This is a genomic window from Saccharopolyspora rectivirgula DSM 43747, from assembly GCF_000497205.1.
In the GTDB taxonomy this organism is placed as follows: domain Bacteria; phylum Actinomycetota; class Actinomycetes; order Mycobacteriales; family Pseudonocardiaceae; genus Saccharopolyspora; species Saccharopolyspora rectivirgula.
The window spans coordinates 36,531-58,317 of the sequence record NZ_AYJW01000005.1 but is presented as its reverse complement, the minus strand read 5'-3'; the positions used below and the strand labels follow the sequence as shown (position 1 = coordinate 58,317).

Here is a 21,787-nt window from a genome sequence, read left to right as displayed (position 1 = left end):
GGGGCAGGCGCTGCCCCCGCGTGGGACGAGCTCACCGGGGGCTGGCGGCCACTCCGGCCTGGCCGAGCGTGCGCTCGTACGCCTGCTCCCAGCTGCCGTCGGCAACCGCCGATCGCAGGATCTCCTCCAACTCGGCGTGCAGGACGGCGTCGTCCTGCTTGGTGATCAAGAACCGCTGACCGCGTTGCGCGTCGGCGACGACGTACGGCCCGGTTTCGGCGAGCTGCTCCGATTCGACCGGGCTGCTCAGCAGCACGTCCACGTTCCCCGTCGCCACCGCGCTGGTGAGCATGCTCTCCGGCAGCATGCGGTAGGAGACCTGGGTGTTCGGGTCCAGTCCCAGGCTGCGGGCCAGGAGACGCGCGATCTCGACGTCGAAACCGGTGTACTCGCCGGCCGCCGCGCGCACCGCGAACTGGGGGTCGTCGGCCCTGATCCCGATCCGCAGCTCCCCGCGCCGCTTGATCTGCTCGATGGTGGGTGAGGTGTCCAGCCCGATCGACGTGTCGGCCGAGGGGGTCGGCAGTGCCGAGCTCACCTGTTCCTGCTTCGGGAGCTGAACGGCCTGTTCCGGTTGTTCCACCTGTTGCTCCTGCCCGCACGCGGCGACCGCCGCGGCGACCGCGAGCGCGATCGCGACTGCTTGGACCCGCATCCCGCCTCCTCGATCGGTTTCTTCCATGATCCCCCATCGAGATCGACTTGAGGCCCACCGAAGTTCAGAATCGATTTTGAAATCCAGGGCACACCCGTTAGCGTGTACGCGATCACAGGCGCCAACGACGTCGCCGGGCTACTGGCAGCTATGGAGGGCAACACGTGGCGCTTCATCCAGACGTTGAACAAGTCACCGAACGCATCGCCGACCGCAGCCGGCAGTCCCGCAGCGCTTACCTGGAGCGCATCCGCTCCGCAGCGGCGCAAGGCCCGGTTCGGGCCGGTCTGCCGTGCAGCAACCTCGCCCACGGCTTCGCCGCCTGCAGCGGCCCCGACCGGCTGGCCCTGCGCGGCGCCGCCAAACCGGGCATCGCGATCGTGTCGGCGTACAACGATCTGCTCTCCGCCCACCAGCCGTACGTCGAGTTCCCGGCTTGGATCAAGGAAGCGGTGCGCCAAGCCGGTGGGGTGGCCCAGTTCGCCGGCGGGGTCCCGGCCATGTGCGACGGGATCACCCAGGGCCGCCCGGGAATGGAGCTCTCCCTGTTCTCCCGGGACGTCATCGCGATGGCGACCGGCATCGCGCTGTCCCACGAGATGTTCGACGGGGCCCTGCTGCTGGGGGTGTGCGACAAGATCGTCCCCGGCCTGCTGATCGGCGCCCTGGCCTTCGGGCAGCTCCCCACCATGCTGGTGCCCGCCGGGCCGATGCCGTCCGGGTTGCCGAACAGCGAGAAGAGCCGCATCCGCCAGCTGTTCGCCGAGGGGAAGGCCACCCGGGAAGACCTGCTCGAAGCGGAATCGGCCGCCTACCACTCGCCGGGCACCTGCACCTTCTACGGAACGGCCAACTCCAACCAGCTGGTGGTCGAAGTCATGGGGCTGCAGCTCCCCGGATCGAGCTTCGTTCCCCCGGGCACGCCGCTGCGCAAAGCGCTCACCGAGGAAGCAGCTCGACGGGTCGTGGACCTCTCGGTGCCGCTCGGGGAGATCGTGGACGAGCGCGCCATCGTCAACGGCGTCGTCGCGCTGCTGGCCACCGGCGGATCCACGAACCACACCCTGCACCTGGTCGCCATCGCCGCGGCCGCGGGGATCCACTTGACCTGGGACGACTTCGCCGACCTCTCGAGCGCGGTGCCGTTGCTGGCGCGGGTGTACCCCAACGGGGCGGCCGACATCAACCACTTCGCCGCGGCCGGCGGCGTGCAGACCCTGCTCCGCCAGTTGCTGGACGCCGGCCTGGTGCACCAGGACGTCCAAACCGTCGCGGGTCCCGGCCTGGACCGCTACTGCCAGCAGCCCTTCCTGGAGGACGGGGAGCTGGTGTGGCGGGAGGCCCCGCGCAGCAGCGCCGACCCGGACGTGCTGCGCGATGTGGACAACCCGTACGCCCCGGACGGGGGGCTGCGCGTGCTGGAGGGCAACCTCGGCCGATCGGTCATCAAGGTGTCGGCGGTGGACCGGCAGCACTGGACGGTCGAAGCCCCCGCTCGGGTCTTCGAAGACCAGGCGAGCTTCTCGGCGGCTTTCAAAGCCGGTGAGCTGGACCGCGACGTCGTCGTGGTCATCCGCAACCAGGGGCCGCAAGCCAACGGGATGCCGGAGCTGCACGGGCTCACCCCGGCGCTCGGCGTCCTGATGGACCGCGGACACCGGATCGCCCTGGTGACCGACGGACGCATGTCCGGCGCTTCCGGGAAGATCCCGGCGGCGATCCAGCTCACCCCCGAAGCCGCCGCCGGTGGCCCGCTGTCCCGGGTGCGGGACGGCGACACCATTCGGCTGGACGCCGCCGAAGGCACTTTGGACGTGCTGGTGCCCGCCGAAGAACTCACCGCCCGGGAGCCGGTGTCTCCCCCGCACGCCCAGTTCGGAGCGGGCAGGGAGCTCTTCGCCACCTTCCGGCAAGCGGTCGGGCGGGCGGACCAGGGGGCCAGCGCTCTCCTCTCGCCTTTCGCCCAGTCCGCTCCCCAAGCACAACAACCAGCGTTGACGGGAAAGAACCAGTGAGCACCATGGACACCGCTGAAGTACTCCAGCTGGCCCCGGTCATCCCGGTGGTGGCACTCGACGACGCCGCGCAGGCGGTTCCGCTGGCGCAGGCTCTGCTCCGCGGCGGCATCCGGACCATCGAAGTCACCTTGCGGACCCCCGCCGCGGTGGACGCCATCGAGCGGATCGCCGGCGCGGTTCCGGAGATGGTGGTGGGAGCCGGGACCATCACGGAGCCGGAGCAGATCAAGCCTGCGGTCGCGGCGGGAGCCCAGTACTTGGTCACCCCCGGCTCCACCGAGCGCCTGCTGGACGCTTTGGACAGTGCCGGGGTTCCGTTCCTGGCCGGAGCCAGCACCGTTTCCGAAGCGATGCGGCTGGCCGAACGCGGCCTGTCGGCGATGAAGTTCTTCCCCGCCGAGCAGAGCGGCGGGGTCGGCTTCCTGAAAGCGGTCGCCGGCCCACTCCCGCAGCTGCGGTTCTGCCCGACCGGCGGCATCAACCCGCAGAACGCGGCGAGCTACCTGGCACTGCCCAACGTCGGCTGCGTCGGGGGTTCGTGGCTCGCTCCGAAGGACCTGCTGGCCGCCGGCGAATGGGGCCGGGTCGAAGAACTGGCCCGGGAAGCCGCCAGCTTGCGCTGAACCTTCGTTGGTGCCGGTCAGGACAGGCCGGCACCAACGAGCCCGACCGCTTCGACGATCGAATCCGCCACCGGGAACCCGGTCTTCTCCAGTTCTCGCCGACCGGTCACGCCGGTGGTGACCAGCACGCAGCGGGCTCCGACCTGCTGAGCCGCGTGGGCGTCGTCCAGCACGTCCCCCACCAACACCACCGTGGCGGGGTCGAGCTGTTGGGCCTGCAGGTGCCGTTTCAAGTGCTCGGCTTTGGAGCCGCCGCCCACCTTTTCCCGCAACCCGTCCACGCGGGTGAACAAGCGGTGGATGCCGAAGTCCGTCACCAGTGGCACCAGTTCGTCGTGGAACCACAGCGACAGCAGCGATTGGGACCGACCGTCAGCAGCCCACTTCTCCAGCACTTCCGGCACCCCGTCGGCCAGGTCGCAGGTGTGCAGCAGCTCCCGGTAGACCTCGTGGTACCGCTGATCGATCCGGGCCCAGTCCTGTTCGCTCAACGACTGGCCGAGCAGGCGCTCGTAGCACGTCCACAAGGGGCGGCTGTAGATCGAGCGCCAGGTCTCCAAGTCGATGTGCGCTCGACCGAACTCCGCGCACACCGCGTTGACCGCGGAGAGCACGGCGTGGTTGTCGTCGAAGAGCGTTCCGTTCCAATCCCAGACGATGTGCATCGGGTCTTCGGTGGCTTCCACAGCCGGCGACTCTAGAGGCTGCGGACGTGCCCCCGGTAGCTTTTGTGACTACGGAACCTCCGAGTCGAACTCGGTGCCAGCACCGGATCTCTCGAGTTCTTCTCGGACGATGCGGAACGCGAGACCTTCCGAATAACCTTTGCGGGCCAGCATGCCGATGAGCCGGCGCGTGACGACCACCGGATCACCGATCGTCATCGTCCGCAGCTTGCGCTGCACCAGCTCCCGGGCGCGCTCCTCTTCGTCATCGCTGTCCACTTCTGACAAAGCGATTTCGATCAGGGACTCGTCGACGCCCTTGCGGCGCAACTCGAAGCCCAGCGCTTTGCGCCCCAGTCCACGACTGCGCGAACGAGACCGCACCCAGTCCCGCGCGAACGCGGCGTCGTCCACCAACCCGGCATCGACGAACTTCTGCAGCACCCGCTCGGCGGTTTCCTCGTCTATCCCCTTGCGCTGCAGCGCCTGCCGAAGCTCCTGCTGACTGCGAGCGCGCGCCGCCAGCAGGCGGTAGATGACGTCCCGGGCGCGTCGTTCGGCATCGGAGAACTGCGCACCACCGCGCTCGCCCTCCGGCCCGGGGGAACCGCCGGGAAAGCGGCCCGTCCGGTCGCTTTCCCGGCCTGCACCGTTAGACATCAGCTGGATCAGAAGTCGACGGGCGCCTGCTCGGAGTCCTCGGCATCCACCTGCGCTCCGATGCCGAGCTTCTCCTTGATCTTCTTCTCGATCTCGTTGGCCACATCGGGGTTCTCCCGCAAGAACTTGCGGGCGTTCTCCTTGCCCTGCCCGAGCTGGCTGCCCTCGTAGGTGTACCAGGCGCCGGACTTGCGGATGATGCCCTGATCGACACCCATGTCGATCAGCGACCCCTCGCGGCTGATCCCGGTGCCGTAGATGATGTCGAACTCCGCCTGCTTGAACGGCGGCGCGACCTTGTTCTTCACCACCTTGACCCGGGTGCGGTTGCCCACCGGCTCCGAGCCGTCCTTCAGCGTCTCGATGCGCCGCACGTCCAGGCGCACCGAAGCGTAGAACTTCAGCGCCTTGCCGCCGGTCGTGGTCTCCGGGGAACCGAACATCACGCCGACCTTCTCCCGGAGCTGGTTGATGAAGATGGCCGTCGTCTTGGCGTTGTACAGCGCGGAGGTCAGCTTGCGCAGCGCCTGGCTCATCAGACGGGCCTGCAGACCCACGTGGCTGTCGCCCATCTCGCCTTCGATCTCCGCCTTCGGCACGAGCGCGGCCACCGAGTCGATGACGATGATGTCCAGCGCGCCGGAGCGGATCAGCATGTCCGCGATCTCGAGGGCCTGCTCACCGGTGTCCGGCTGGGACACCAGCAACGAGTCGGTGTCCACCCCGATCGCCTTGGCGTACTCGGGGTCCAGCGCGTGCTCGGCGTCGATGAAGGCCGCGGTGCCGCCGAGCTTCTGCGCGTTGGCCACCGCGTGCAGGGCGACCGAGGTCTTACCACTGCTCTCGGGACCGTAGATCTCCACGATGCGCCCCCGCGGCAGCCCACCGATCCCCAACGCCACGTCCAGCGCGATGGAACCGGTCGGGATGACCTCGATCGGCGTCCGCGTCTCGTCGCCGAGCCGCATGACCGATCCCTTGCCGTACTGCTTGTCGATCTGGGCAAGGGCGAGCTCTAGCGCCTTGTTCTTGTCAGGTGTCGCTGCTGCCATCGGGGGTCCACCTCGGTCAGATCTGATCTTCGTCTTGAGCCGCTCGCCGTCTCGTCAATTCCGACGCTACGACCCGGGACCGACAATCCACACACGGGGCTACAGATCGTGGACAGCCCGATCCCGCACTAGCCAATCCTAGTCGAACGAATATTCGACCGCCTGCCCGACACGCCAGCACGTCCACCCGAACGAGTGAGAAAAGGCGGCCCTGGAGGAGCCGGCGCGCCTACCGGCGCTCCCACGGCACTTCGAAGGTCTCGCAAACCGCGAGCCAGACCTCCTTGGGCGGCACCCCGGCCTCCAGGGCCTCGTTGACGGTGCGACCGCCCAAGGCGGACATCACGTGGTCCTGCGCCAGCATCTCGGCGCGGACCCGCCCGAACTCCTCAGCCATCCGGCGGCGAAAAACTGTGTGACGCATCGAGCGCCAGCCTAGCGCCCGTACGCTGGGCACATGCTCTTGCTGCTGCAGACCGACCCCACCGGCCTCTCCACACCACTGGGCAAAGTGGTGATCGCGGCCATGCTGCTGGTGGTCATCGGCCTGTGCGTCCGCTTCCTCTGGGACCGCCGCCGCTGACCAGGCCGGCGTTGTCGGCCCGATGCGTCAGCATGGAGGAGTGGCCGAAGCACTGAACGCGTTCTCACCGGTGACCCGGGAGTGGTTCCAGGGAGCGTTCGCCAACCCCACCCGGGCCCAGCGGGAGGCCTGGCCGGCCATCTCGGCCGGTGAGCACACCCTGGTGGTGGCCCCCACCGGATCCGGCAAGACCTTGGCCGCCTTCCTGCACGCGCTCGACCGGCTGGCCGCCGAAGGCCCGCCCGCCGATCCGCAGAAGCGCTGCCGAGTGCTCTACGTGTCCCCGCTGAAAGCCCTGGCGGTCGACGTGGAGCGCAACCTGCGCTCCCCCCTCGCGGGCATCCGGCAGGTCGCCCGGCGCCGCGGCGAACCACCACCCGACATCCGCGTCGGGATCCGCACCGGCGACACCCCCGCCGAACAGCGCCGCTCGTTCGCCCGGACCCCACCGGACGTGCTGGTCACCACACCCGAGTCGCTGTTCCTGCTGCTCACCTCGGCCGCGCGGGAAGCGCTCCGCGGGGTCGAAACCGTGATCCTGGACGAAGTGCACGCGCTGGCCGGTTCGAAACGCGGCGCGCACTTGGCACTGTCGCTGGAGCGCTTGGACGAGCTGCTGGTGAAACCGGCCCAGCGCATCGGGCTCTCCGCCACCGTGCGACCGGTGGAAGAAGTCCAGACGTTCCTGGCCGGCGGTCGCGCGGTGCGGGTGGTCCAGCCGCCTCACCCGAAAGAGGTCGAGATCAAGGTGGAGGTCCCCGTCCCCGACCTGGCCGAGCTCGGCACCACCACCGGTGAAGTGACCGGTCCGGCCTCCGGGCCCGAGCAGCGCACCTCGATCTGGCCCTCGGTGCAGCAGCGGATCCTGGAGCTCATCCGCCAGCACCGCAGCACGATCGTGTTCACCAACTCCCGCCGGCTGGCGGAACGGCTCACCTCGGGGCTCAACGAACTGGCCAGCGAGGAGCCCGAGCCGATGACCGAATTCCCCGCGCAGGCGGTGGGTGCTTCCGGGGTGGCCACCACGACGCTGCCGGTGGTGGCCAAGGCGCACCACGGATCGATGTCCAAGGACCAGCGGGCCGCTGTCGAAGAAGAGCTGAAGACCGGGCAACTGCCCTGCGTCGTGGCCACGTCCTCCTTGGAGCTCGGCATCGACATGGGGGCCGTGGACCTGGTCGTCCAGGTCGAAACACCGCCCAGCGTGGCCTCCGGCTTGCAGCGCATAGGACGCGGTGGGCACCAGGTCGGCGCGGTCTCCCGGGGAGTCGTCATCCCGAAGTTCCGCGGGGACCTCATCGGCTGTGCCGTGGTGTCCGAGCGGATGTCGGACGGTCTGATCGAAGCGCTGTCCTTCCCGCGCAACCCGTTGGACGTGCTGGCCCAGCAGATCGTGGCGATGGTGGCGATGGACACCTGGTCGGTCTCCCGGCTGGCCTCGGTGGTCCGCCGAGCAGCGCCGTTCGCCGGTCTGCCGGACTCCGCGCTGCACGCGGTCCTGGACATGCTCTCCGGCCGGTACCCCAGCGAGGAGTTCGGCGAGTTGCGGGCCCGCCTGGTCTGGGACCGCGTCAACGACGAGCTGCGCGCCAGACCGGGAGCGCAACGGCTCGCGGTCACCTCCGGAGGCACCATCCCCGACCGCGGCCTGTTCAAGGTCACCACGCCCGGGGAAGGGGACGACCGGGGCGGTCGCCGCGTCGGCGAGCTGGACGAGGAGATGGTCTACGAGTCCCGGGTGGGCGACACCTTCTTGCTCGGGACCAGCGCCTGGCGGGTCGAGGACATCACCCACGACCGGGTCGTCGTCGTCCCAGCTCCCGGCCAACCGGCGAGGATGCCGTTCTGGAAGGGGGATTCGCCAGGACGCCCCCTGGAACTGGGCAGAGCGATGGGGCGCTTCATCCGGGAGCTGACCGGTTCGGACCCCACCGCGGCGCGCAGTCGGCTGGCCGAGGCGGGCCTGGACGAGTGGGCGCAGGACAACTTGTTGTCCTATTTGGATGAGCAGCGGGCGGCGACCCGGCACGTGCCCGACGACCGGACGATCGTCGTCGAGCGCTTCCGGGACGAGCTCGGCGACTGGCGGTTGGTCGTCCACTCCCCGTTCGGCGCCAAGGTCAACGGCCCGTGGGCGTTGGCGATCGCCGCGCGCATCAGGGAACGTCGCGGTGTGGAGCCCCAGGTGGCCTCCTCCGACGACGGGATCGTGCTCCGGCTCACCGACGCCCTCGACGAGAGCGGGCGGGACATCCTGCCCACCGCCGAAGACGTGCTCGTCCCACCCGATGAAGTGCAGCAACTCGTGACCGACGAGGTCGGTGGCTCCGCCCTGTTCGCCGCCCGCTTCCGGGAGTGCGCCGCCCGGGCGCTGCTGCTGCCGCGCCGCGATCCGCGTCGGCGCACCCCGCTGTGGCAGCAACGCCAGCGGGCCGCCCAGCTGCTCGCCGTCGCGGCCAAGTACGAGCAGTTCCCGATCGTGCTGGAGGCGATGCGGGAGTGCCTGCAAGACGTCTACGACCTGCCCGGACTGACCGAACTGATGACGCAGGTGGCGTCCCGCAAGGTCCGCGTCGTGGAAGTGGAGACCGCTTCCCCGTCCCCGTTCGCCCGCAGCCTGCTCTTCGGCTACCTGGGCACGTTCCTGTACGAAGCGGACACACCGCTGGCCGAGCGGAAGTCGGCAGCGCTGAGCCTGGACCCCGAGCTGCTGGCCGAGCTGTTGGGTGCGGAAGCCGTGCGGGAACTGCTCGACCCGGAGGTGGTTCTGGAGACGGAGCAGCAGCTGCAGCGCCTCGCCCCGGACCGACGAGCGCGCAACGCCGAAGAGACCGCCGACCTGCTGCACGCGCTGGGCGACCTGTCCACCGCCGAAGCCGCGCAACGCGGTGTCGATCAGGAGTGGTTGGCCGAACTGGCAGCGCAGCGGCGCGTGCTGCAGGTCCGCATCGCCGGAGAAGACCGGTGGATTCCCGTCGAGGACGCCGGGAAGGTGCGCGACGCGCTGGGGGTGGCGCTGCCGGTGGGGGTGCCGGAAGCGTTCACCGAACCCACCGCGGATCCGCTCGGGGAACTGCTCATCCGGTACGCCCGCAACCGCGGCCCGTTCACCGCCGAAGCAGCCGCGCGGCGGTTCGGCCTGGGGGTGGCGGTCGTGCACAGCGCGCTGGACCGGTTGACCGGGACCGGCCAACTCGTCCGCGGCGAGCTGCGACCGCTGGACGCCGGCGGCGGTTCCGCGCTCGAGTACTGCGATGCCGAAGTGCTCCGCAGGCTGCGCCGCGCCTCGCTGGCCCGACTCCGCAAGGAGATGGAACCGGTGGAGCCGGCCGTCTACGGCAGGTTCTTGCCCGCCTGGCACGGCATCGGCGGGCGACGGCGGGGCACCCCCACCCCCGACGAGGTGTACGCGGTGGTCGAGCAGCTCGCCGGGATACCGGTGCCGGCCAGCGCCCTGGAGTCGCTGGTGCTGCCCGCACGCCTCCCCGGCTACTCGCCGTCCCTGCTGGACGAGCTGACCGCCACCGGTGAGGTGGTCTGGGCGGGGGCCGGTTCCCTCCCCGGGAGCGACGGGTGGATCGCCCTGGCTCCCGCGGAAGTGGCGGACCTGCTGTTGCCCGATCCGCCCGAGCAGCAGGACGATTCCCCGCTGCACCGCAGCGTCGTCTCCGCTCTGGACGGCGGCGCCCTGTTCTTCCGCCAGCTCGCGGACCGGGTCGGCGCTCTGCTGCTGGAGCAAGGCGAAGAAGCCCCTGCGGACGAAGCGGTCGTCACAGCCCTGTGGGACCTGGTGTGGTCGGGAATCGTCACCAACGACACGCTCGCCCCGCTGCGCGTGCTGGTTTCCGGGAGCGGAGCCGCCCACCGGCCCCGGCGCCGTGCGCCGCGCGGCCGGTACGCGAGGTTGCGGGCCAGCCGACCGGCCATGCCCACCAGGACCGGTCCGCCCACGGTGTCCGGGCGGTGGTCGTTGGTCCCGCAACTGGAGACCGACCCCACTCGGCGAGCGCACGCCCGGGCGGAGGCGTTCCTGGAGCGCCACGGCGTGCTCACCCGAGGAGCGCTGGACGTCGAACGGGTTTCCGGCGGTTTTTCCGCGGTGTACAAGGTGCTGCGGGCGATGGAGGAGGCCGGCCGCTGCCGCCGGGGGTACATCGTGGAAGGCCTGGGAGCTGCCCAGTTCGCCGTCCCGGGAGCTGTCGACCGGCTGCGCGCGTTCTCCCGCAGCGACGACGGTTCCAGTTCGGACACCGTCGTGCTGGCCGCGACCGATCCAGCGCAACCGTACGGCGCGGCGCTGCCCTGGCCGGAGGCGGTGGGGAGCACGCGGCACCGGCCGGGACGCAAAGCCGGTGCGCTGGTCGTGCTGGTCCGCGGGGAACCGGTGCTCTACGTGGAGCGGGGCGGTCGGTCTCTGCTGTCGTTCACCGAACAGGAAGAGGACCTGCGGAAGGCGGCGAAGGCCCTGGTCGAAGCTGTCGAGAAGGGTTGGTTGGAAAAGCTCGTGGTGCAGCGAGCGGACGGGGAAGGCGCTCGTGGTTCCCGGCTGGCGGAGGTCCTCACCGAAGCCGGTTTTCGGGTCACCCCGCAGGGACTCCGCATTCGCGCTTGAGGTGAAGCCCTTCCGCGGACCGTTCCCCGCGTGGTGCTCAGCCCGTTCGGACGGCCGCCGCGCACGGGTCGCATCGGAGCGCCTCCTCCGCTCCTGCTCCCGACATCGAGCGCGACGAGACAGCAATGCGGACACCGCGGGGCGGTGCTGCGTCCGTCGCATCACCGCCCCGCGGCCGGTTCCCGGGCTACTTCGTGCAGACCTGCAACAGCCCCCACAGCTGGGCGACCGCATCGGGATCCCCTCCTGTGCTGACCGCGTGGTTCGGCAGCCGCCCGCGCAGCCACAGGCAAACCCGCTGCGGAACTCCCGTCACCACCGCGTCCGCGGCAGCAGGGGCCTCGACATCGGAGCCGTCCACCACGGCCACCTCGGGCCCGGTGGTGACCAACCAGTTCCGACCACCGGACGAGACCGCCACCGAGCACTTCTTGGACGGGACGATCCCGAGCGCGTTCAACCGGTGGCCGAACCAGACGCGCAGGGTTTCGTCGATGCCGTCGAGCGCGGCGTCCTCGTCGATCGGACTGATCTCCACCCCGGCCGCGGTCTGCACGTCCACCCGCTGCACCGTGGTGCTGTGCAGCACGTGCCGGGCCCAGAACCGCACGGTGCGGTCCACCGGACACCAACTGGGGCAGGGGTCTTCCGGCGAGCGAACGCGCAGCTGCTCGAGCAGTTCAGCTAGTCGCAGAGCGAATCGACTGGTCAGCTGACCGATCGTGGGGTCGTTCGGAACGGTCCACCGCCGAGCCGCTTCCTCCGAGGCGCCCAGCCAGCTCAGCACGTCTTCGCACAGGTCACCGGCGTACCGGACGGTCTCCCCCAGCGTCCGCCCGGAAACCCCGACGGTCGGCGAATCCGGCGGTGCGCCCTGCGCGGCTGCCACGAGCAATCGCGCTTCGGCCTGCAGCAGCTCGAGCATCCGCCCGTAGTCGATCAGCGGTCCCCGGCTCACCGCGCAACCCCCGACAGCCCTCGGGAGGCGGCCTGCAGGAACTCCGCGGCCCGCTGCTGCATTTCCGCCGCCTCAGCAGCGGTGATCGACGAGGAGCCGGATTCGGCCAGCAACCGGCGCTGCGAACGAGCGGCGAAGAACTGCGCCCACTGGGTGTACTCGGGCGCGGCATCGTCGAGCAGCTTCCAGGCGCTCTGCGGGCGCCGGTCGGCGAGCTGGGAACGGTCCAACGCGATTGCCGCCGCCACCCGGAGGGCGGCCAGGTAGGCCGCCGCGTAGCAACGGGCCGGACTGCTCTCCCGGGATGCCTGGCGCAGGTGCGCTCGAGCCTCCAACAGCCTGGTCAAAGCTACCGAGGGGGTGCTCGGCACCTGGAAGTCCTCGCAGTCCTCGGCTGAGCACCTCGGGCTCGGGATGGAAAAACCGCCGGAGAAGGGCATCGGTGTTCTCCTCTGCAACAGGCCGAGTTCAGAGCCCGACGCGCGACCGGCGGACGACCGCCGATCGTTGTCGAACTCCAGTTCGACGAACTCGAGTTCGAATATAGCCGCCGGCGCAGAAGGGCTGCAAGCGAAGAGTCAGGAGTTAACTCCTGACGGTGAAGGACGGGCCGCAGATGTCCGATCAGATGATCTCGTCGGCCCAGAAGGACCGCGGCGCGCAAAACAGTTACTGTCAGCACGTGACCGCTGCGCCATCACCCCGCTGCAAACGAATCGCCGAACTGACCGCCGATCAGTTCCGGAATCGGCTGGACGAGGCCCTGCAGATCTACGTGACGGCCATGAAGTACCCGCCCTCCACCGCGCAGCAGCGCGCCCCGATGTGGCTCGCCCACCGGCTCCGCGAGGGCTGGCGCTGCATCGGCGCCTTCAACGACCAGGACGAGCTGATCGGCATCGGGTACGGGTACCTGGGCGCGCCGGGCCAGTGGTGGCACGAACAAGTCCGCCGCGGTCTGCTGCCCGACCAGCAGAAGACCGAGCAGTGGCTCACCGACTACTTCGAGCTGACCGAACTGCACGTCCAGCCGGCCAGCCAAGGTGCCGGGCTCGGGGAGGAGATCCTGCGCCGGCTGCTCAGCGGCGTGACCGCGAGCAAAGTGCTGCTGTCCACCCCGGAAGGCCCCACCCGGGCGTGGCGGCTGTACCGGCGGGTGGGTTTCGTGGACGTGCTGCGCAACTACCGGTTCAACGGGGATCCTCGGCCGTTCGCCGTGCTGGGCCGTCCCCTCCCCCTCGACCCTCCGGCCGCGGAGCGGTGAGAGCGGCGGGCGCCGCGCACCGGCGCCCGCCACCGGAACCTAGAGCAGGGCCAGCTGTTCGCGCAGCGTGTCCAGCCCCATCGGGCCCATCCGCAGCGCTCGGGTGTGGAAGTCCTTGACGTCGAACGCGTCCCCGTAGCGCTGCTTGGCCTCGTCCCGGGCCGCCCGCCACAACCGCTCGCCCAGCTTGTACGACGGAGCCTGGCCGGGCCAGCCCAGGTAGCGGTCCACTTCGTCCCGCACGTGGGCCGGTTCCGCGATCGTGCGGGTGAGCATGAACTCCAGGCCCAGCTCCGGTGTCCACCGCTCCCCTTCGTGGAAGCCGGTGCCCTTGGGGATCTCCAGCTCCAGGTGCATCCCGATGTCGACGACCACCCGGGCGGCGCGGAACAGCTGGTCGTTGAGCATGCCGAGCAAGTCGCCGTCATCGGTGAAGTAACCGAGCTCCCGCATCAGCCGCTCGGCGTACAACGCCCATCCCTCGCCGTGCCCGGAGACGAAGCACGCCAGCCGCTGGAACTTGTTCAACGACTGCGCCTGGTGCACCGCGGTACCGACCTGGAGGTGATGCCCGGGCACCCCCTCGTGGTAGACAGTGGACGTTTCCCGCCAAGTCGGGAAGACGTCCTTGTCCTCCGGAACCGACCACCACATCCGGCCAGGCCGGGAGAAGTCGTCGGTGGGCCCGGTGTAGTAGGCGCCGACCCCACCACCGGGAGGGGCGATGAGGCACTCCAAGCGCATCAACGGGTCCGGGATGTCGAAGTGCCGGTCGCGCAGATCGCCCAGCGCCCGGTCCGACAGCTGCTGCATCCACTCCTGGAACGCCTGCTTGCCGTGGACCAGGTATCGGGGGTCCGAGTCCAGGGCGGCAGCCGCCTCCGCCAGCGTCGCCCCCGGCTTGATGCGGTTGCCCACCTCCTTCATCTCGGCCTCGATGCTGGTGAACTCCTGCCATCCCCACTCGTAGGCTTCCTGCAGGTCGAGCTGCGCTCCGGTGAAGTACCGGGACCAGAGCTGGTACCGCTCGGCCCCGACCGCGTCCTTGGCAGGAGCGACCGGCAGCAGATCGGTGCGCAGGAAGTCGGCCAGCTCGCCGAACGCTTCGGCCGCGGCGCCAGCACCGGCCCGCAGCTCCTCGCGCAGCTGTTCCGGAACCCCTTCGGCGCGCTCGGCCAGCGAATCGAAGAACGACTTCCGGTTCCCGCGACCGGCCCAGGCATCGCACTGCTCCGCCACCCGGGTGACCTGCCGAGCCGCGGAGACGTTCCCGTTCCTCGCCGCCTCGAGCAATCCGGCCCGCAAGCCGCGCACCGCTTCCGGAACCGCCGCCATGCGCCGGGCGATGTGCTGCCAGTCCTCCGGGGTTTGCGCAGGCATCAGGTCGAAAACCTGGCGCAGGTCCTGCACCGGGCTGGCGATCACGTTCAACGAGGACATGTCCGCCCCGGCTTCGTGGAGTTCGACGTCCAACCCGACCCGTTCCACGAACACCGCGCGGGCGATCCGCTCGGACTCGTCAGCGGGCTCGGCCCGCCGCACCGCTTCCAAGGCGCGGCGCGCCAGCTCGGCCCTGGCCCGGTGGCCGTCCGGGGAGTAGTCCGTCAGTTCGTCCTCGCCCCCGGGCACCCCCAGGTAGGTCGCGGCTATCGGATCGAGCTCGGCCAGTTCGTCGACGAACCGGTCGCTGATCTCGTGCACACCTTCGTGGTCAGCTCCCATGCTGGCCACGCTATCGCGCGACAGCCGCGGCGCACCTCTCTGGCGAGACTTCGCAACCCGGCGAAAACCGGTGCGGAGTGGGAATATCTCCGCGATGAACGGCAATCCTTCCCGAGCACGACACCGCTGGCGAGCGCTGCTGCTCGCGGTGTCCATGGTGATCTGTGCACTGCTCGCCGGCTGCATGCACGTCGACGCTTCCCTGACCATCTCGGGTGATGATTCGGTGTCCGGCGAAGTCCTGGTGTCCACGCAAACCCCGGACGGCCAGGTGCCGTTCCGACTGGAGCCTCCCGAATCCCTGGAGGACCGGGTCCGAGTGCGCCCGTACACCAAGGACGGCCGTGCGGGCTCCCACCTGTCCTTCGAAGACCTCTCCTTCGACGAGGTCAACCAACTGGCCAATGCGCTGAGCCCGACCGACAACCGGTTCCAGTTCCAGCTCCACCGGTCCGGGTCCCTGGTCACCGTGGAAGGCGAAGCGGACCTCACGCCGCTGGCGAACACGGACACCTCGGTCGTGCTGGAGATCAGCGCCCCCGGGGAGATCACCAACACCAACGGCAAGGAGAGCGCCGGCACGGTGAACTGGACGCTGGAGCCCGGCGAGGTGAGCGAGGTCTTCGCGACGTACCAGTTCACCAGTCGGGCCGGGGCCGGGTGGCTCGGCTGGACGCTGCTGTTCAGCGCTCCCGTGCTGGCGGTGACGGTGCTGGTCGGAATGCTGGCGCTGCGGCACCACCTGCAGGCCCGTGCCCAGCAGCCGTAGCAGCGCTCAGCCCACCGCGATCCCGGCCAGTCCGAGTTGGGTGACGACCTGCCTGGTCGCCGTCGATCTGTTCAAGGTGTAGAAATGCAGTCCTGGCACGCCTTCGGAGATCAGCCGTTCGCACAGCGCCGTGGTCAGCTCGATCCCGGCCGCGCGGAAAGCAGCGCGGTCCTCGGCCAGCGGCAGCAGCTGGTCGCTGACCCGGTCCGGCACCGGGACCCCGGCCAGTTCTTGGAACTTGGCGAGCACCTTCGGCGTGGTGATCGGCATGATCCCGGGCAGCAGCGGGACCTCGCAGCCGCGCTTGGCCAACCGGTCCCGCAACCGCAGGAAGTGCTCGGGCTCCAGGAACAGCTGGGCGATCGCGAAGTCGGCTCCGGCCCGGATCTTGCGGGCGACGTGGTCCGCGTCCACTTCCAGGTCCGCCGAACGCGGGTGCCCGTGCGGGAAGGCGGCCACTCCCACGCAGAAGTCCCCGAGCTGGCGAATGAGCCGCACCAGTTCTTCCGCGTAGGTCAACCCCTGCGGGTGCGGCACCCACTCCCCGTTGGGGTCTCCCGGGGGATCGCCGCGGACCGCGAGGATGTTGCGCACTCCCGAAGCCGCGTACCAGCCGATGACGTTGCGCAGCTCGGCCACCGAGTGGTTCACCGCGGTCAGGTGCGCCATCGGGGTGAGCGTGGTTTCGTTCGCAATTCGCCCGGTCGTGCGGATGGTGCGGTCCCGGGTCGACCCGCCGGCCCCGTAGGTCACCGAGACGAAGGCCGGGTCGAGCGGTTCCACCTCCCGGACCGCTCGCCAGAGCAACCGCTCCTCGTCCTCGTTGCGCGGTGGGAAGAACTCCACCGAGAAACTGGTGCGCCCGGTGTTGAGCCGATCAACCACCGCAGTCATGCGCCAAGAATAGGCAACCACCGCTCCGCATCGAATCCGGTCCAACTGCTGGGACAGCAGGGCCAGACCCGCGCTTCGCGCCGAAACTCCATCGCGGAGGATGGAGACGTGCCCGTTACTGATTTGGCAACCAACGACGTCGCCGACAAGGACCCCCTCGTGGAAGCCGATCTCCCAGGTCAGGTGCAGCGCGTCCTGACCGAGTACCTGCAAACCCGACGAGCCGACACCGCCGAGCTCGATCCGGCGTTCGCCGCAGCGGTCACCGAACTCACCGACTTCGTGCTGGGCGGCGGCAAACGACTCCGGCCCACCTTCGCCTGGTGGGGCTGGCGCGCCGCCGGTGGTGCCGATCACGGCCCGGAAGCGCAGGCGACGCTGCGGGCCGCCAGCGCACTGGAACTGCTGCAGGCCTGTGCGCTCGTGCACGACGACCTCATCGACGAGTCCGACACCCGGCGCGGCAACCCGACGGTGCACCGGAAGTTCGAGCAGCTGCACCGGGCTGCCGGCTACAGCGGCAACAGTAGGCAGTTCGGCATGGCAGCCGCGGTGCTGCTCGGCGACCTGGCCCTGTCCTGGGCCGATGACCTGTTCCACTCGGCCGGGCTGAGCCCTGCCGCGCTCGCCCGGGCCCTGCGGCCGTGGCGGGCGATGCGCACCGAGGTGCTCGCCGGGCAGTACTTGGACATCCTCGGCCAGTACCGCCAGGACGACACCCGTCAGGCCGCGCTGCGGGTCTGCGAGCTGAAGTCCGCCTCCTACACGGTCCAGCGGCCGCTGGAGCTCGGCGCGGAAATCGCCGGGGCCGACCCGGAGACGATCACCGCGCTGCGCCGGTTCGGCTCCGACATCGGGGTGGCCTTCCAGCTCCGGGACGATCTGCTCGGGGTGTTCGGCGACCCGGTGGTCACCGGCAAACCGGCGGGGGACGACCTGCGCGAGGGCAAGCGCACGGTGCTGATCGCGGAGGCCTTCGAGTGCGCCCGCGACCAGCACGACAGCCGGTCCTTGGAGATGCTGCGGAACATGCTCGGCAATCCGCAGCTGGAGGAGGAGCACGTGGAGCAGGCCCGCGAACTGCTGACCGAGCTCGGGGCGGTGACCGCTGTGGAGAAGCGGATCACCGAGTTGACCGGGTCGGCGATGATGGCGCTGCACTCGGCGAGCCTCGCCGAACCGGCCGCCTCGCGGCTCGCCGAACTCGCCGTCGCCGTCACCGACCGCAGCTACTGATGCGCACCGTCACCGGACCCACCGATCACGTGGTGGTCGTCGGCGCTGGGCTGGCCGGCCTCTCCGCCGCACTGCACCTGGCCGGAGCAGGCCGAGAGGTCACCGTCGTGGAGCGGGAGGACTCCCCCGGCGGCCGGGCCGGGAGGCTGGCCCGCCGCGGGCATCTGATCGACACCGGGCCGACGGTGCTGACCATGCCCGAGTACGTCGAGGAAGCGATGGCCGCCGTGGGTGCGAGCATGCGCGACCACCTGGAGCTCGTGCCGCTGCACCCGGCCTACCGCGCCCACTTCGCCGATGGTTCGGTGCTGGACGTGCACACCGACGGAGCCGCCATGGAAGCGGAGATCCGCCGGTTCGCCGGCCCGGGCGAAGCCGCGGGCTACCGCCGGCTGCGCCGGTGGCTCACCCAGCTCTACCGAGTGGAAGAGCAGCGCTTCATCGACGCCAACTTCGACTCCCCGCTGGACCTGGTGCGCCCGGAGCTGCTCCAGCTCACCGCGCTGGGCGGGTTCGGCCGGCTCGACACGGCCATCCGGCGGTTCATCTCCGACGAGCGGCTGCGCCGGGTGTTCTCGTTCCAAGCGCTGTACGCGGGGCTGGACCCGGCGCGGGCGCTGGCGTTGTACGGGGTCATCTCCTACATGGACACCGTGCACGGGGTCTGGTTCCCCAAGGGCGGGATGCACGCGGTGCCGAGCGCGCTGGCCGAGGTGGCTGCGAACGCCGGCGTCAAGTTCCAGTACAGCAGCGAGGTCCGCCGCTTGGAGCGGACGGGCGACCGGATCACCGCCGTGCACACCTCGACCGGGGAGCGCATCGCCGCTGACGCGGTGGTGATCACCGCGGACTTGCCGGTCGCCGACCGGCTGCTGGGCGTCCGCCGGCGCCGCCGGGTGCGCTGGGCACCGTCCGCGGTGGTGCTGCACGCCGCCAGCACCCACGGCTGGACCGACGCCCACCACACGATCAGCTTCGGGCAGTCGTGGCGGAGGACCTTCGACGAGATCATCCACCGCGGCCGACTGATGTCGGACCCGTCACTGCTGGTGACCCGTCCCACGGCGTCCGACCCGGAACTCGCGCCGAACGGGCGGCAATTGCACTACGTGCTGGCTCCCTGCCCGAACCTGGAGGTCGGCCGGATCGACTGGAAGCGGATCGGACCGGCGTACTGCGAGGAGCTGTTGACCGTCCTCAGCGATCGCGGTTTCCCCGCAACCGCTGAGGACGTCGAGCTGCTGCACGCTGTCACCCCGCTCGACTGGGCAGCCCAAGGGCACGCCGTCGGAACCCCCTTCTCAGCCGCGCACACGTTCACCCAGACCGGTCCGTTCCGGCCGGGGAACATGGTCCGCGGCTTGGCCAACGCCGTGCTGGCCGGTTCGGGAACCACTCCCGGAGTGGGCGTGCCGCCGGTGCTGCTCTCCGGCAAGCTCGCCGCCCAGCGGGTGACCGGCCGGGCCTAGAACCCCATCGCCTGGGCCCGCCGCTTCACCTCCCGGCCGCGGTTGCCCCGCAGCGCGTCGATCGGGGTACCCGGCAGGGAGTCGTCCGGGGTGAACAGCCAGCGCAGGATTTCGTCGTCCTGGTAGCGGGCGTCCCGGAGCAGCGTGATGGTCCCGGGAAGTCCTTTGACCACACCTGCGTCGGTCAAAAACGGCGCAGGAATCCCAAGCACGCCATCCCGGCGCACAGCTACCACTTGTCCTTCGCGAATGAGCTGGTGCACCCGGGTGATCGGCTGCCCGAGCCTTTCCGCAACATCGGGCAGCGGAAGGACCTCCACATCTGGAGCGAGCACATCCGGGGCTGCAGGGATAGCACTCACAGTGCACACGATGCCATACGCCCCACAGCCTCGCTTTGCACCGGACGGGTTAACTGTGAGTTGAGCTGGAGCGGCCACCGGACCACTTGCGATCATCGCGGTGCGGGCCACAGCCTCCTGGTTTCCGAGGCGTCCCCGCAGGAGCGGGGGTATACCTGCAACAATCGGACTGGAATTCAGTACCCGGCAGTTGGCGGAACATGACTCCTAGTACACGATCCGGGCGCGGAGCGAGCCTAGTCGGCAGCACGCTCGAGCGCCGGTACCGGGTCGACTCCCTCATCGCCCGCGGCGGGATGTCAGCTGTCTACCGCGGTCTGGACACGCGACTGGATCGACCGGTCGCGATCAAGGTCATGGACGACCAGTACAGCGGCGACCGCTCGTTCGTGCAACGGTTCGAACGAGAGGCCCGCGCCGCGGCCCAGCTGTACCACCCGAACATCGTCGCGGTCTACGACCAGGGAGTGGACCGGTCGCCCGACGGAGATCTGGTCTTCCTGACGATGCAGCTGGTGGAGGGGTGCACCCTGCGGGACCTGCTGCACGAGCACGGGCGGCTTCCCCTGCCGCTGGCGCTGAGCGTCATGGAGCCGGTGCTCTCCGCCCTGTCCGCCGCCCACCAAGCCGGGATGGTGCACCGGGACGTCAAGCCGGAGAACGTGCTCATCGGCAACGACGGCTCGGTGAAGGTCGCCGACTTCGGACTGGTCCGCGCCGCCGCCTCCGCCGGGACGACGAGCGGCAGCATCATCCTCGGCACGGTCGCCTACCTGGCCCCGGAGCAGGTCACCACCGGCGCGGCCGACCCCAGCACGGACGTGTACGCGGCCGGCATCGTGCTCTACGAACTGCTGACCGGCACCCCGCCGTACGTCGGCGACACCGCGCTCTCGGTCGCTTACCGGCACGTCAACGACGACGTTCCGCCGCCGAGTCGGGAGGTTCCCGACCTCCCGCCCGAGGTCGACGAACTGGTCCTCCAGGCCACCCGGCGGGACTCCGCGGCTCGCCCGCAGAACGCCGAGGCCATGCTCGCCAAACTGCGCGAGCTCCGGGAGCAGCTGGACATCCCGGTCGTTCCCGTCGAGGCCGTGGCCAGCGCCGAACGCACGGTCCAGCTGCCGCAGGACGACGCCCCGTCGACCCAACAGCTGTCCGCAGCCGCCGAACCCGCCGGCCCCCAGGGGACCCGGGCGCTCGCCCGCCCCGCTGGGGAAGACGATCGCACCGAGGAGTTCCCGGCGGTGCGCGAGCCCGCGGCCAAGCAGCCCGCCCGCAAGCGCCGCCCCGGCGTTCTGTGGGCGATCGCGGTGCTGGCCCTCGCCGCGCTCATCGGTGGAGTGGCCTACTGGTTCGGCTCCGCCGAGACGGTGACGGTTCCGCCGGTGACCGGCAAGCCGGAAGCCGAAGCCCGACAAGCGCTGAACGAAGTCGGGCTCACCCCGAAGATCACGCAGGAGTACGACAACTCGGTTCCGGAGGGCGTGGTCATCAGCTCTTCCCCGGAGGAGGGATCCCGGCTCGCGCAGGGACGCGAGGTCGAGCTGGTGGTCTCCCTCGGCAAACCGCAGGTGCCCGAGATCGCTCCGGGGAGCACGGTGGCGGAGGCGGAAGCGAAGATCCGCAACGCCAAGCTGCAACCGCGCCTGGACGAGAGCGCCAACCAGTACCACAGCACGGTGCCCGAAGGCAGGGTGATCGGGGTCGACCCGGCGCCCGGCACCAGGCTGGACGTCAGCTCCGAGGTGACCTTGATCGTCAGCAAAGGTGCTCCTCCGGTGCAGGTGCCGGACGTGCGCGGGATGGATCTGGAATCGGCGTTCGCCACGCTGCGCGATGCGGGCTTCGAACCGTTCGAAGCCGCCCAGGAGTTCGACTCCGACATCGAGGCCGGACACGTGATCCGCACGGATCCCGCTGCCGGGACCGAGGTGCGCCTGGCGGGACGCCCCCGCATAGGCGTGGTGGTGTCCAACGCGGTGACGGTTCCCAACTTCACCGGACAGCAGGTGGACCAGGCGCAGCAGCTGGCCGCGCAGCTGGGGTTGAACCTCGACGTGCGGTCGCCGTGGCAGCGTCCCCGTGCGGTGGTGCTGGGGCAGTTGCCGCTGCCCGGAAGCAAGGTCGAGCCCGGGAGCACGATCCACGTCACAGCTTTCTAGCTGTGATCATTTTCACCTGTCCGGGTGTAACGCTTTCGTCCGGTATGTCTCACCTGCGCTGATATCCGGACTGCGGTTCA

19 protein-coding genes are annotated in these 21,787 nt (G+C 69.8%); 9 read left to right on the top strand and 10 right to left on the bottom strand.

All coding sequences use genetic code 11. The features are described from left to right. Nucleotides 1-31: 31 nt before the first annotated feature. Nucleotides 32-655, bottom strand: coding sequence for a transporter substrate-binding domain-containing protein (locus SREC43747_RS0102650; RefSeq protein WP_029719610.1), 624 nt, complete (start codon nucleotides 653-655; stop codon nucleotides 32-34). 164 nt (nucleotides 656-819) lie between these two features. Between SREC43747_RS0102650 and edd the strand changes: the two genes are divergently transcribed. Both edd and eda read left to right on the top strand, forming a co-directional pair. Next, entirely contained in the window at nucleotides 820-2,670 is a 1,851-nt protein-coding gene (gene edd / locus SREC43747_RS0102645) for a phosphogluconate dehydratase (RefSeq protein ID WP_051387608.1), read from the top strand. 5 nt (nucleotides 2,671-2,675) lie between these two features. Further along, a complete protein-coding gene (gene eda / locus SREC43747_RS0102640; protein WP_029719608.1) occupies nucleotides 2,676-3,296 on the top strand; it encodes a bifunctional 4-hydroxy-2-oxoglutarate aldolase/2-dehydro-3-deoxy-phosphogluconate aldolase in 621 nt (206 codons plus the stop codon). Between the two features lie 17 nt (nucleotides 3,297-3,313). Here eda and SREC43747_RS0102635 read toward each other — a convergent pair whose 3' ends face one another. From SREC43747_RS0102635 to SREC43747_RS20460, 4 genes are all read right to left on the bottom strand, one after another. Further along, the gene (locus SREC43747_RS0102635; RefSeq protein WP_236622990.1) at nucleotides 3,314-3,982 is read right to left on the bottom strand and encodes an HAD family hydrolase; all 669 of its coding nucleotides are present in this window, start codon (nucleotides 3,980-3,982) and stop codon (nucleotides 3,314-3,316) included. A gap of 48 nt (nucleotides 3,983-4,030) precedes the next feature. Beyond that, a complete protein-coding gene (locus SREC43747_RS19545; protein WP_081722394.1) occupies nucleotides 4,031-4,621 on the bottom strand; it encodes a regulatory protein RecX in 591 nt (196 codons plus the stop codon). 8 nt (nucleotides 4,622-4,629) lie between these two features. After that, nucleotides 4,630-5,673, bottom strand: a complete 1,044-nt coding sequence (recA, locus tag SREC43747_RS0102625) for a recombinase RecA (protein ID WP_029719605.1) — start codon at nucleotides 5,671-5,673, stop codon at nucleotides 4,630-4,632. A 229-nt stretch (nucleotides 5,674-5,902) separates the two neighbouring features. Beyond that, on the bottom strand, nucleotides 5,903-6,097 hold the full coding sequence (locus SREC43747_RS20460) for a DUF3046 domain-containing protein (RefSeq protein WP_029719604.1): 195 nt from the start codon (nucleotides 6,095-6,097) through the stop codon (nucleotides 5,903-5,905). A gap of 33 nt (nucleotides 6,098-6,130) precedes the next feature. On the opposite strand from SREC43747_RS20460, the gene SREC43747_RS22130 reads away from it, so the two are divergent. Both SREC43747_RS22130 and SREC43747_RS0102610 read left to right on the top strand, forming a co-directional pair. Continuing rightward, on the top strand, nucleotides 6,131-6,256 hold the full coding sequence (locus SREC43747_RS22130; RefSeq protein WP_269077837.1) for a hypothetical protein: 126 nt from the start codon (nucleotides 6,131-6,133) through the stop codon (nucleotides 6,254-6,256). Nucleotides 6,257-6,278: 22 nt separating this feature from the next. Then, the gene (locus SREC43747_RS0102610) at nucleotides 6,279-10,868 is read left to right on the top strand and encodes an ATP-dependent helicase (protein ID WP_408005216.1); all 4,590 of its coding nucleotides are present in this window, start codon (nucleotides 6,279-6,281) and stop codon (nucleotides 10,866-10,868) included. 187 nt (nucleotides 10,869-11,055) lie between these two features. On the opposite strand, the gene SREC43747_RS0102605 is transcribed toward SREC43747_RS0102610, so the two are convergent. Beyond that, complete coding sequence (locus SREC43747_RS0102605; protein WP_236622989.1) at nucleotides 11,056-11,826, bottom strand: maleylpyruvate isomerase mycothiol-dependent enzyme family protein; 771 nt, start codon at nucleotides 11,824-11,826, stop codon at nucleotides 11,056-11,058. Then, nucleotides 11,823-12,266, bottom strand: a complete 444-nt coding sequence (locus SREC43747_RS0102600) for an SAV_6107 family HEPN domain-containing protein (RefSeq protein WP_029719601.1) — start codon at nucleotides 12,264-12,266, stop codon at nucleotides 11,823-11,825. Before SREC43747_RS0102600 ends, SREC43747_RS0102605 begins: the two co-directional genes overlap by 4 nt. 242 nt (nucleotides 12,267-12,508) lie before the next feature. Between SREC43747_RS0102600 and SREC43747_RS0102595 the strand changes: the two genes are divergently transcribed. After that, the gene (locus tag SREC43747_RS0102595; RefSeq protein WP_029719600.1) at nucleotides 12,509-13,090 is read left to right on the top strand and encodes a GNAT family N-acetyltransferase; all 582 of its coding nucleotides are present in this window, start codon (nucleotides 12,509-12,511) and stop codon (nucleotides 13,088-13,090) included. 39 nt (nucleotides 13,091-13,129) lie between these two features. Here the strand turns inward: SREC43747_RS0102595 and SREC43747_RS0102590 are convergent, their stop codons facing one another. Then, complete coding sequence (locus SREC43747_RS0102590; RefSeq protein ID WP_029719599.1) at nucleotides 13,130-14,812, bottom strand: DUF885 domain-containing protein; 1,683 nt, start codon at nucleotides 14,810-14,812, stop codon at nucleotides 13,130-13,132. A gap of 94 nt (nucleotides 14,813-14,906) precedes the next feature. Here SREC43747_RS0102590 and SREC43747_RS0102585 point away from each other — a divergent pair, with 94 nt between their 5' ends. Continuing rightward, on the top strand, nucleotides 14,907-15,581 hold the full coding sequence (locus SREC43747_RS0102585; protein ID WP_029719598.1) for a DUF3153 domain-containing protein: 675 nt from the start codon (nucleotides 14,907-14,909) through the stop codon (nucleotides 15,579-15,581). Nucleotides 15,582-15,587: 6 nt separating this feature from the next. Here the strand turns inward: SREC43747_RS0102585 and metF are convergent, their stop codons facing one another. Further along, nucleotides 15,588-16,475 (bottom strand): methylenetetrahydrofolate reductase [NAD(P)H], encoded by an 888-nt coding sequence (metF, locus tag SREC43747_RS0102580; protein WP_029719597.1) that lies wholly within the window; start codon nucleotides 16,473-16,475, stop codon nucleotides 15,588-15,590. Between the two features lie 108 nt (nucleotides 16,476-16,583). On the opposite strand from metF, the gene SREC43747_RS0102575 reads away from it, so the two are divergent. After that, nucleotides 16,584-17,711 (top strand): polyprenyl synthetase family protein, encoded by a 1,128-nt coding sequence (locus SREC43747_RS0102575; RefSeq protein ID WP_236622988.1) that lies wholly within the window; start codon nucleotides 16,584-16,586, stop codon nucleotides 17,709-17,711. Further along, the gene (gene crtI / locus SREC43747_RS0102570) at nucleotides 17,711-19,180 is read left to right on the top strand and encodes a phytoene desaturase family protein (protein WP_029719595.1); all 1,470 of its coding nucleotides are present in this window, start codon (nucleotides 17,711-17,713) and stop codon (nucleotides 19,178-19,180) included. Before SREC43747_RS0102575 ends, crtI begins: the two co-directional genes overlap by 1 nt. Here crtI and SREC43747_RS0102565 read toward each other — a convergent pair. After that, complete coding sequence (locus SREC43747_RS0102565) at nucleotides 19,177-19,542, bottom strand: Rv2175c family DNA-binding protein (RefSeq protein WP_201768611.1); 366 nt, start codon at nucleotides 19,540-19,542, stop codon at nucleotides 19,177-19,179. The two genes, crtI and SREC43747_RS0102565, sit on opposite strands and share 4 nt — an antisense overlap. 200 nt (nucleotides 19,543-19,742) lie before the next feature. On the opposite strand from SREC43747_RS0102565, the gene pknB reads away from it, so the two are divergent. Then, nucleotides 19,743-21,707, top strand: a complete 1,965-nt coding sequence (pknB, locus tag SREC43747_RS0102560; RefSeq protein WP_029719593.1) for a Stk1 family PASTA domain-containing Ser/Thr kinase — start codon at nucleotides 19,743-19,745, stop codon at nucleotides 21,705-21,707. The last annotated feature ends 80 nt before the right edge of the window (nucleotides 21,708-21,787 follow it).

Bases quoted from the DNA above. Each gene is read 5' to 3' on its own strand.
- SREC43747_RS0102590 (WP_029719599.1), bottom strand. From the start codon at position 14,812: ATGGGAGCTGACCACGAAGGTGTGCACGAGATCAGCGACCGGTTCGTC.
- SREC43747_RS0102650 (WP_029719610.1), bottom strand. From the start codon at position 655: ATGCGGGTCCAAGCAGTCGCGATCGCGCTCGCGGTCGCCGCGGCGGTC.
- crtI (WP_029719595.1), top strand. From the start codon at position 17,711: ATGCGCACCGTCACCGGACCCACCGATCACGTGGTGGTCGTCGGCGCT.
- eda (WP_029719608.1), top strand. From the start codon at position 2,676: ATGGACACCGCTGAAGTACTCCAGCTGGCCCCGGTCATCCCGGTGGTG.
- SREC43747_RS0102600 (WP_029719601.1), bottom strand. From the start codon at position 12,266: ATGCCCTTCTCCGGCGGTTTTTCCATCCCGAGCCCGAGGTGCTCAGCC.
- SREC43747_RS22130 (WP_269077837.1), top strand. From the start codon at position 6,131: ATGCTCTTGCTGCTGCAGACCGACCCCACCGGCCTCTCCACACCACTG.
- SREC43747_RS0102585 (WP_029719598.1), top strand. From the start codon at position 14,907: ATGAACGGCAATCCTTCCCGAGCACGACACCGCTGGCGAGCGCTGCTG.
- SREC43747_RS0102610 (WP_408005216.1), top strand. From the start codon at position 6,279: ATGCGTCAGCATGGAGGAGTGGCCGAAGCACTGAACGCGTTCTCACCG.
- metF (WP_029719597.1), bottom strand. From the start codon at position 16,475: ATGACTGCGGTGGTTGATCGGCTCAACACCGGGCGCACCAGTTTCTCG.
- SREC43747_RS20460 (WP_029719604.1), bottom strand. From the start codon at position 6,097: ATGCGTCACACAGTTTTTCGCCGCCGGATGGCTGAGGAGTTCGGGCGG.
- pknB (WP_029719593.1), top strand. From the start codon at position 19,743: ATGACTCCTAGTACACGATCCGGGCGCGGAGCGAGCCTAGTCGGCAGC.
- SREC43747_RS19545 (WP_081722394.1), bottom strand. From the start codon at position 4,621: ATGTCTAACGGTGCAGGCCGGGAAAGCGACCGGACGGGCCGCTTTCCC.
- recA (WP_029719605.1), bottom strand. From the start codon at position 5,673: ATGGCAGCAGCGACACCTGACAAGAACAAGGCGCTAGAGCTCGCCCTT.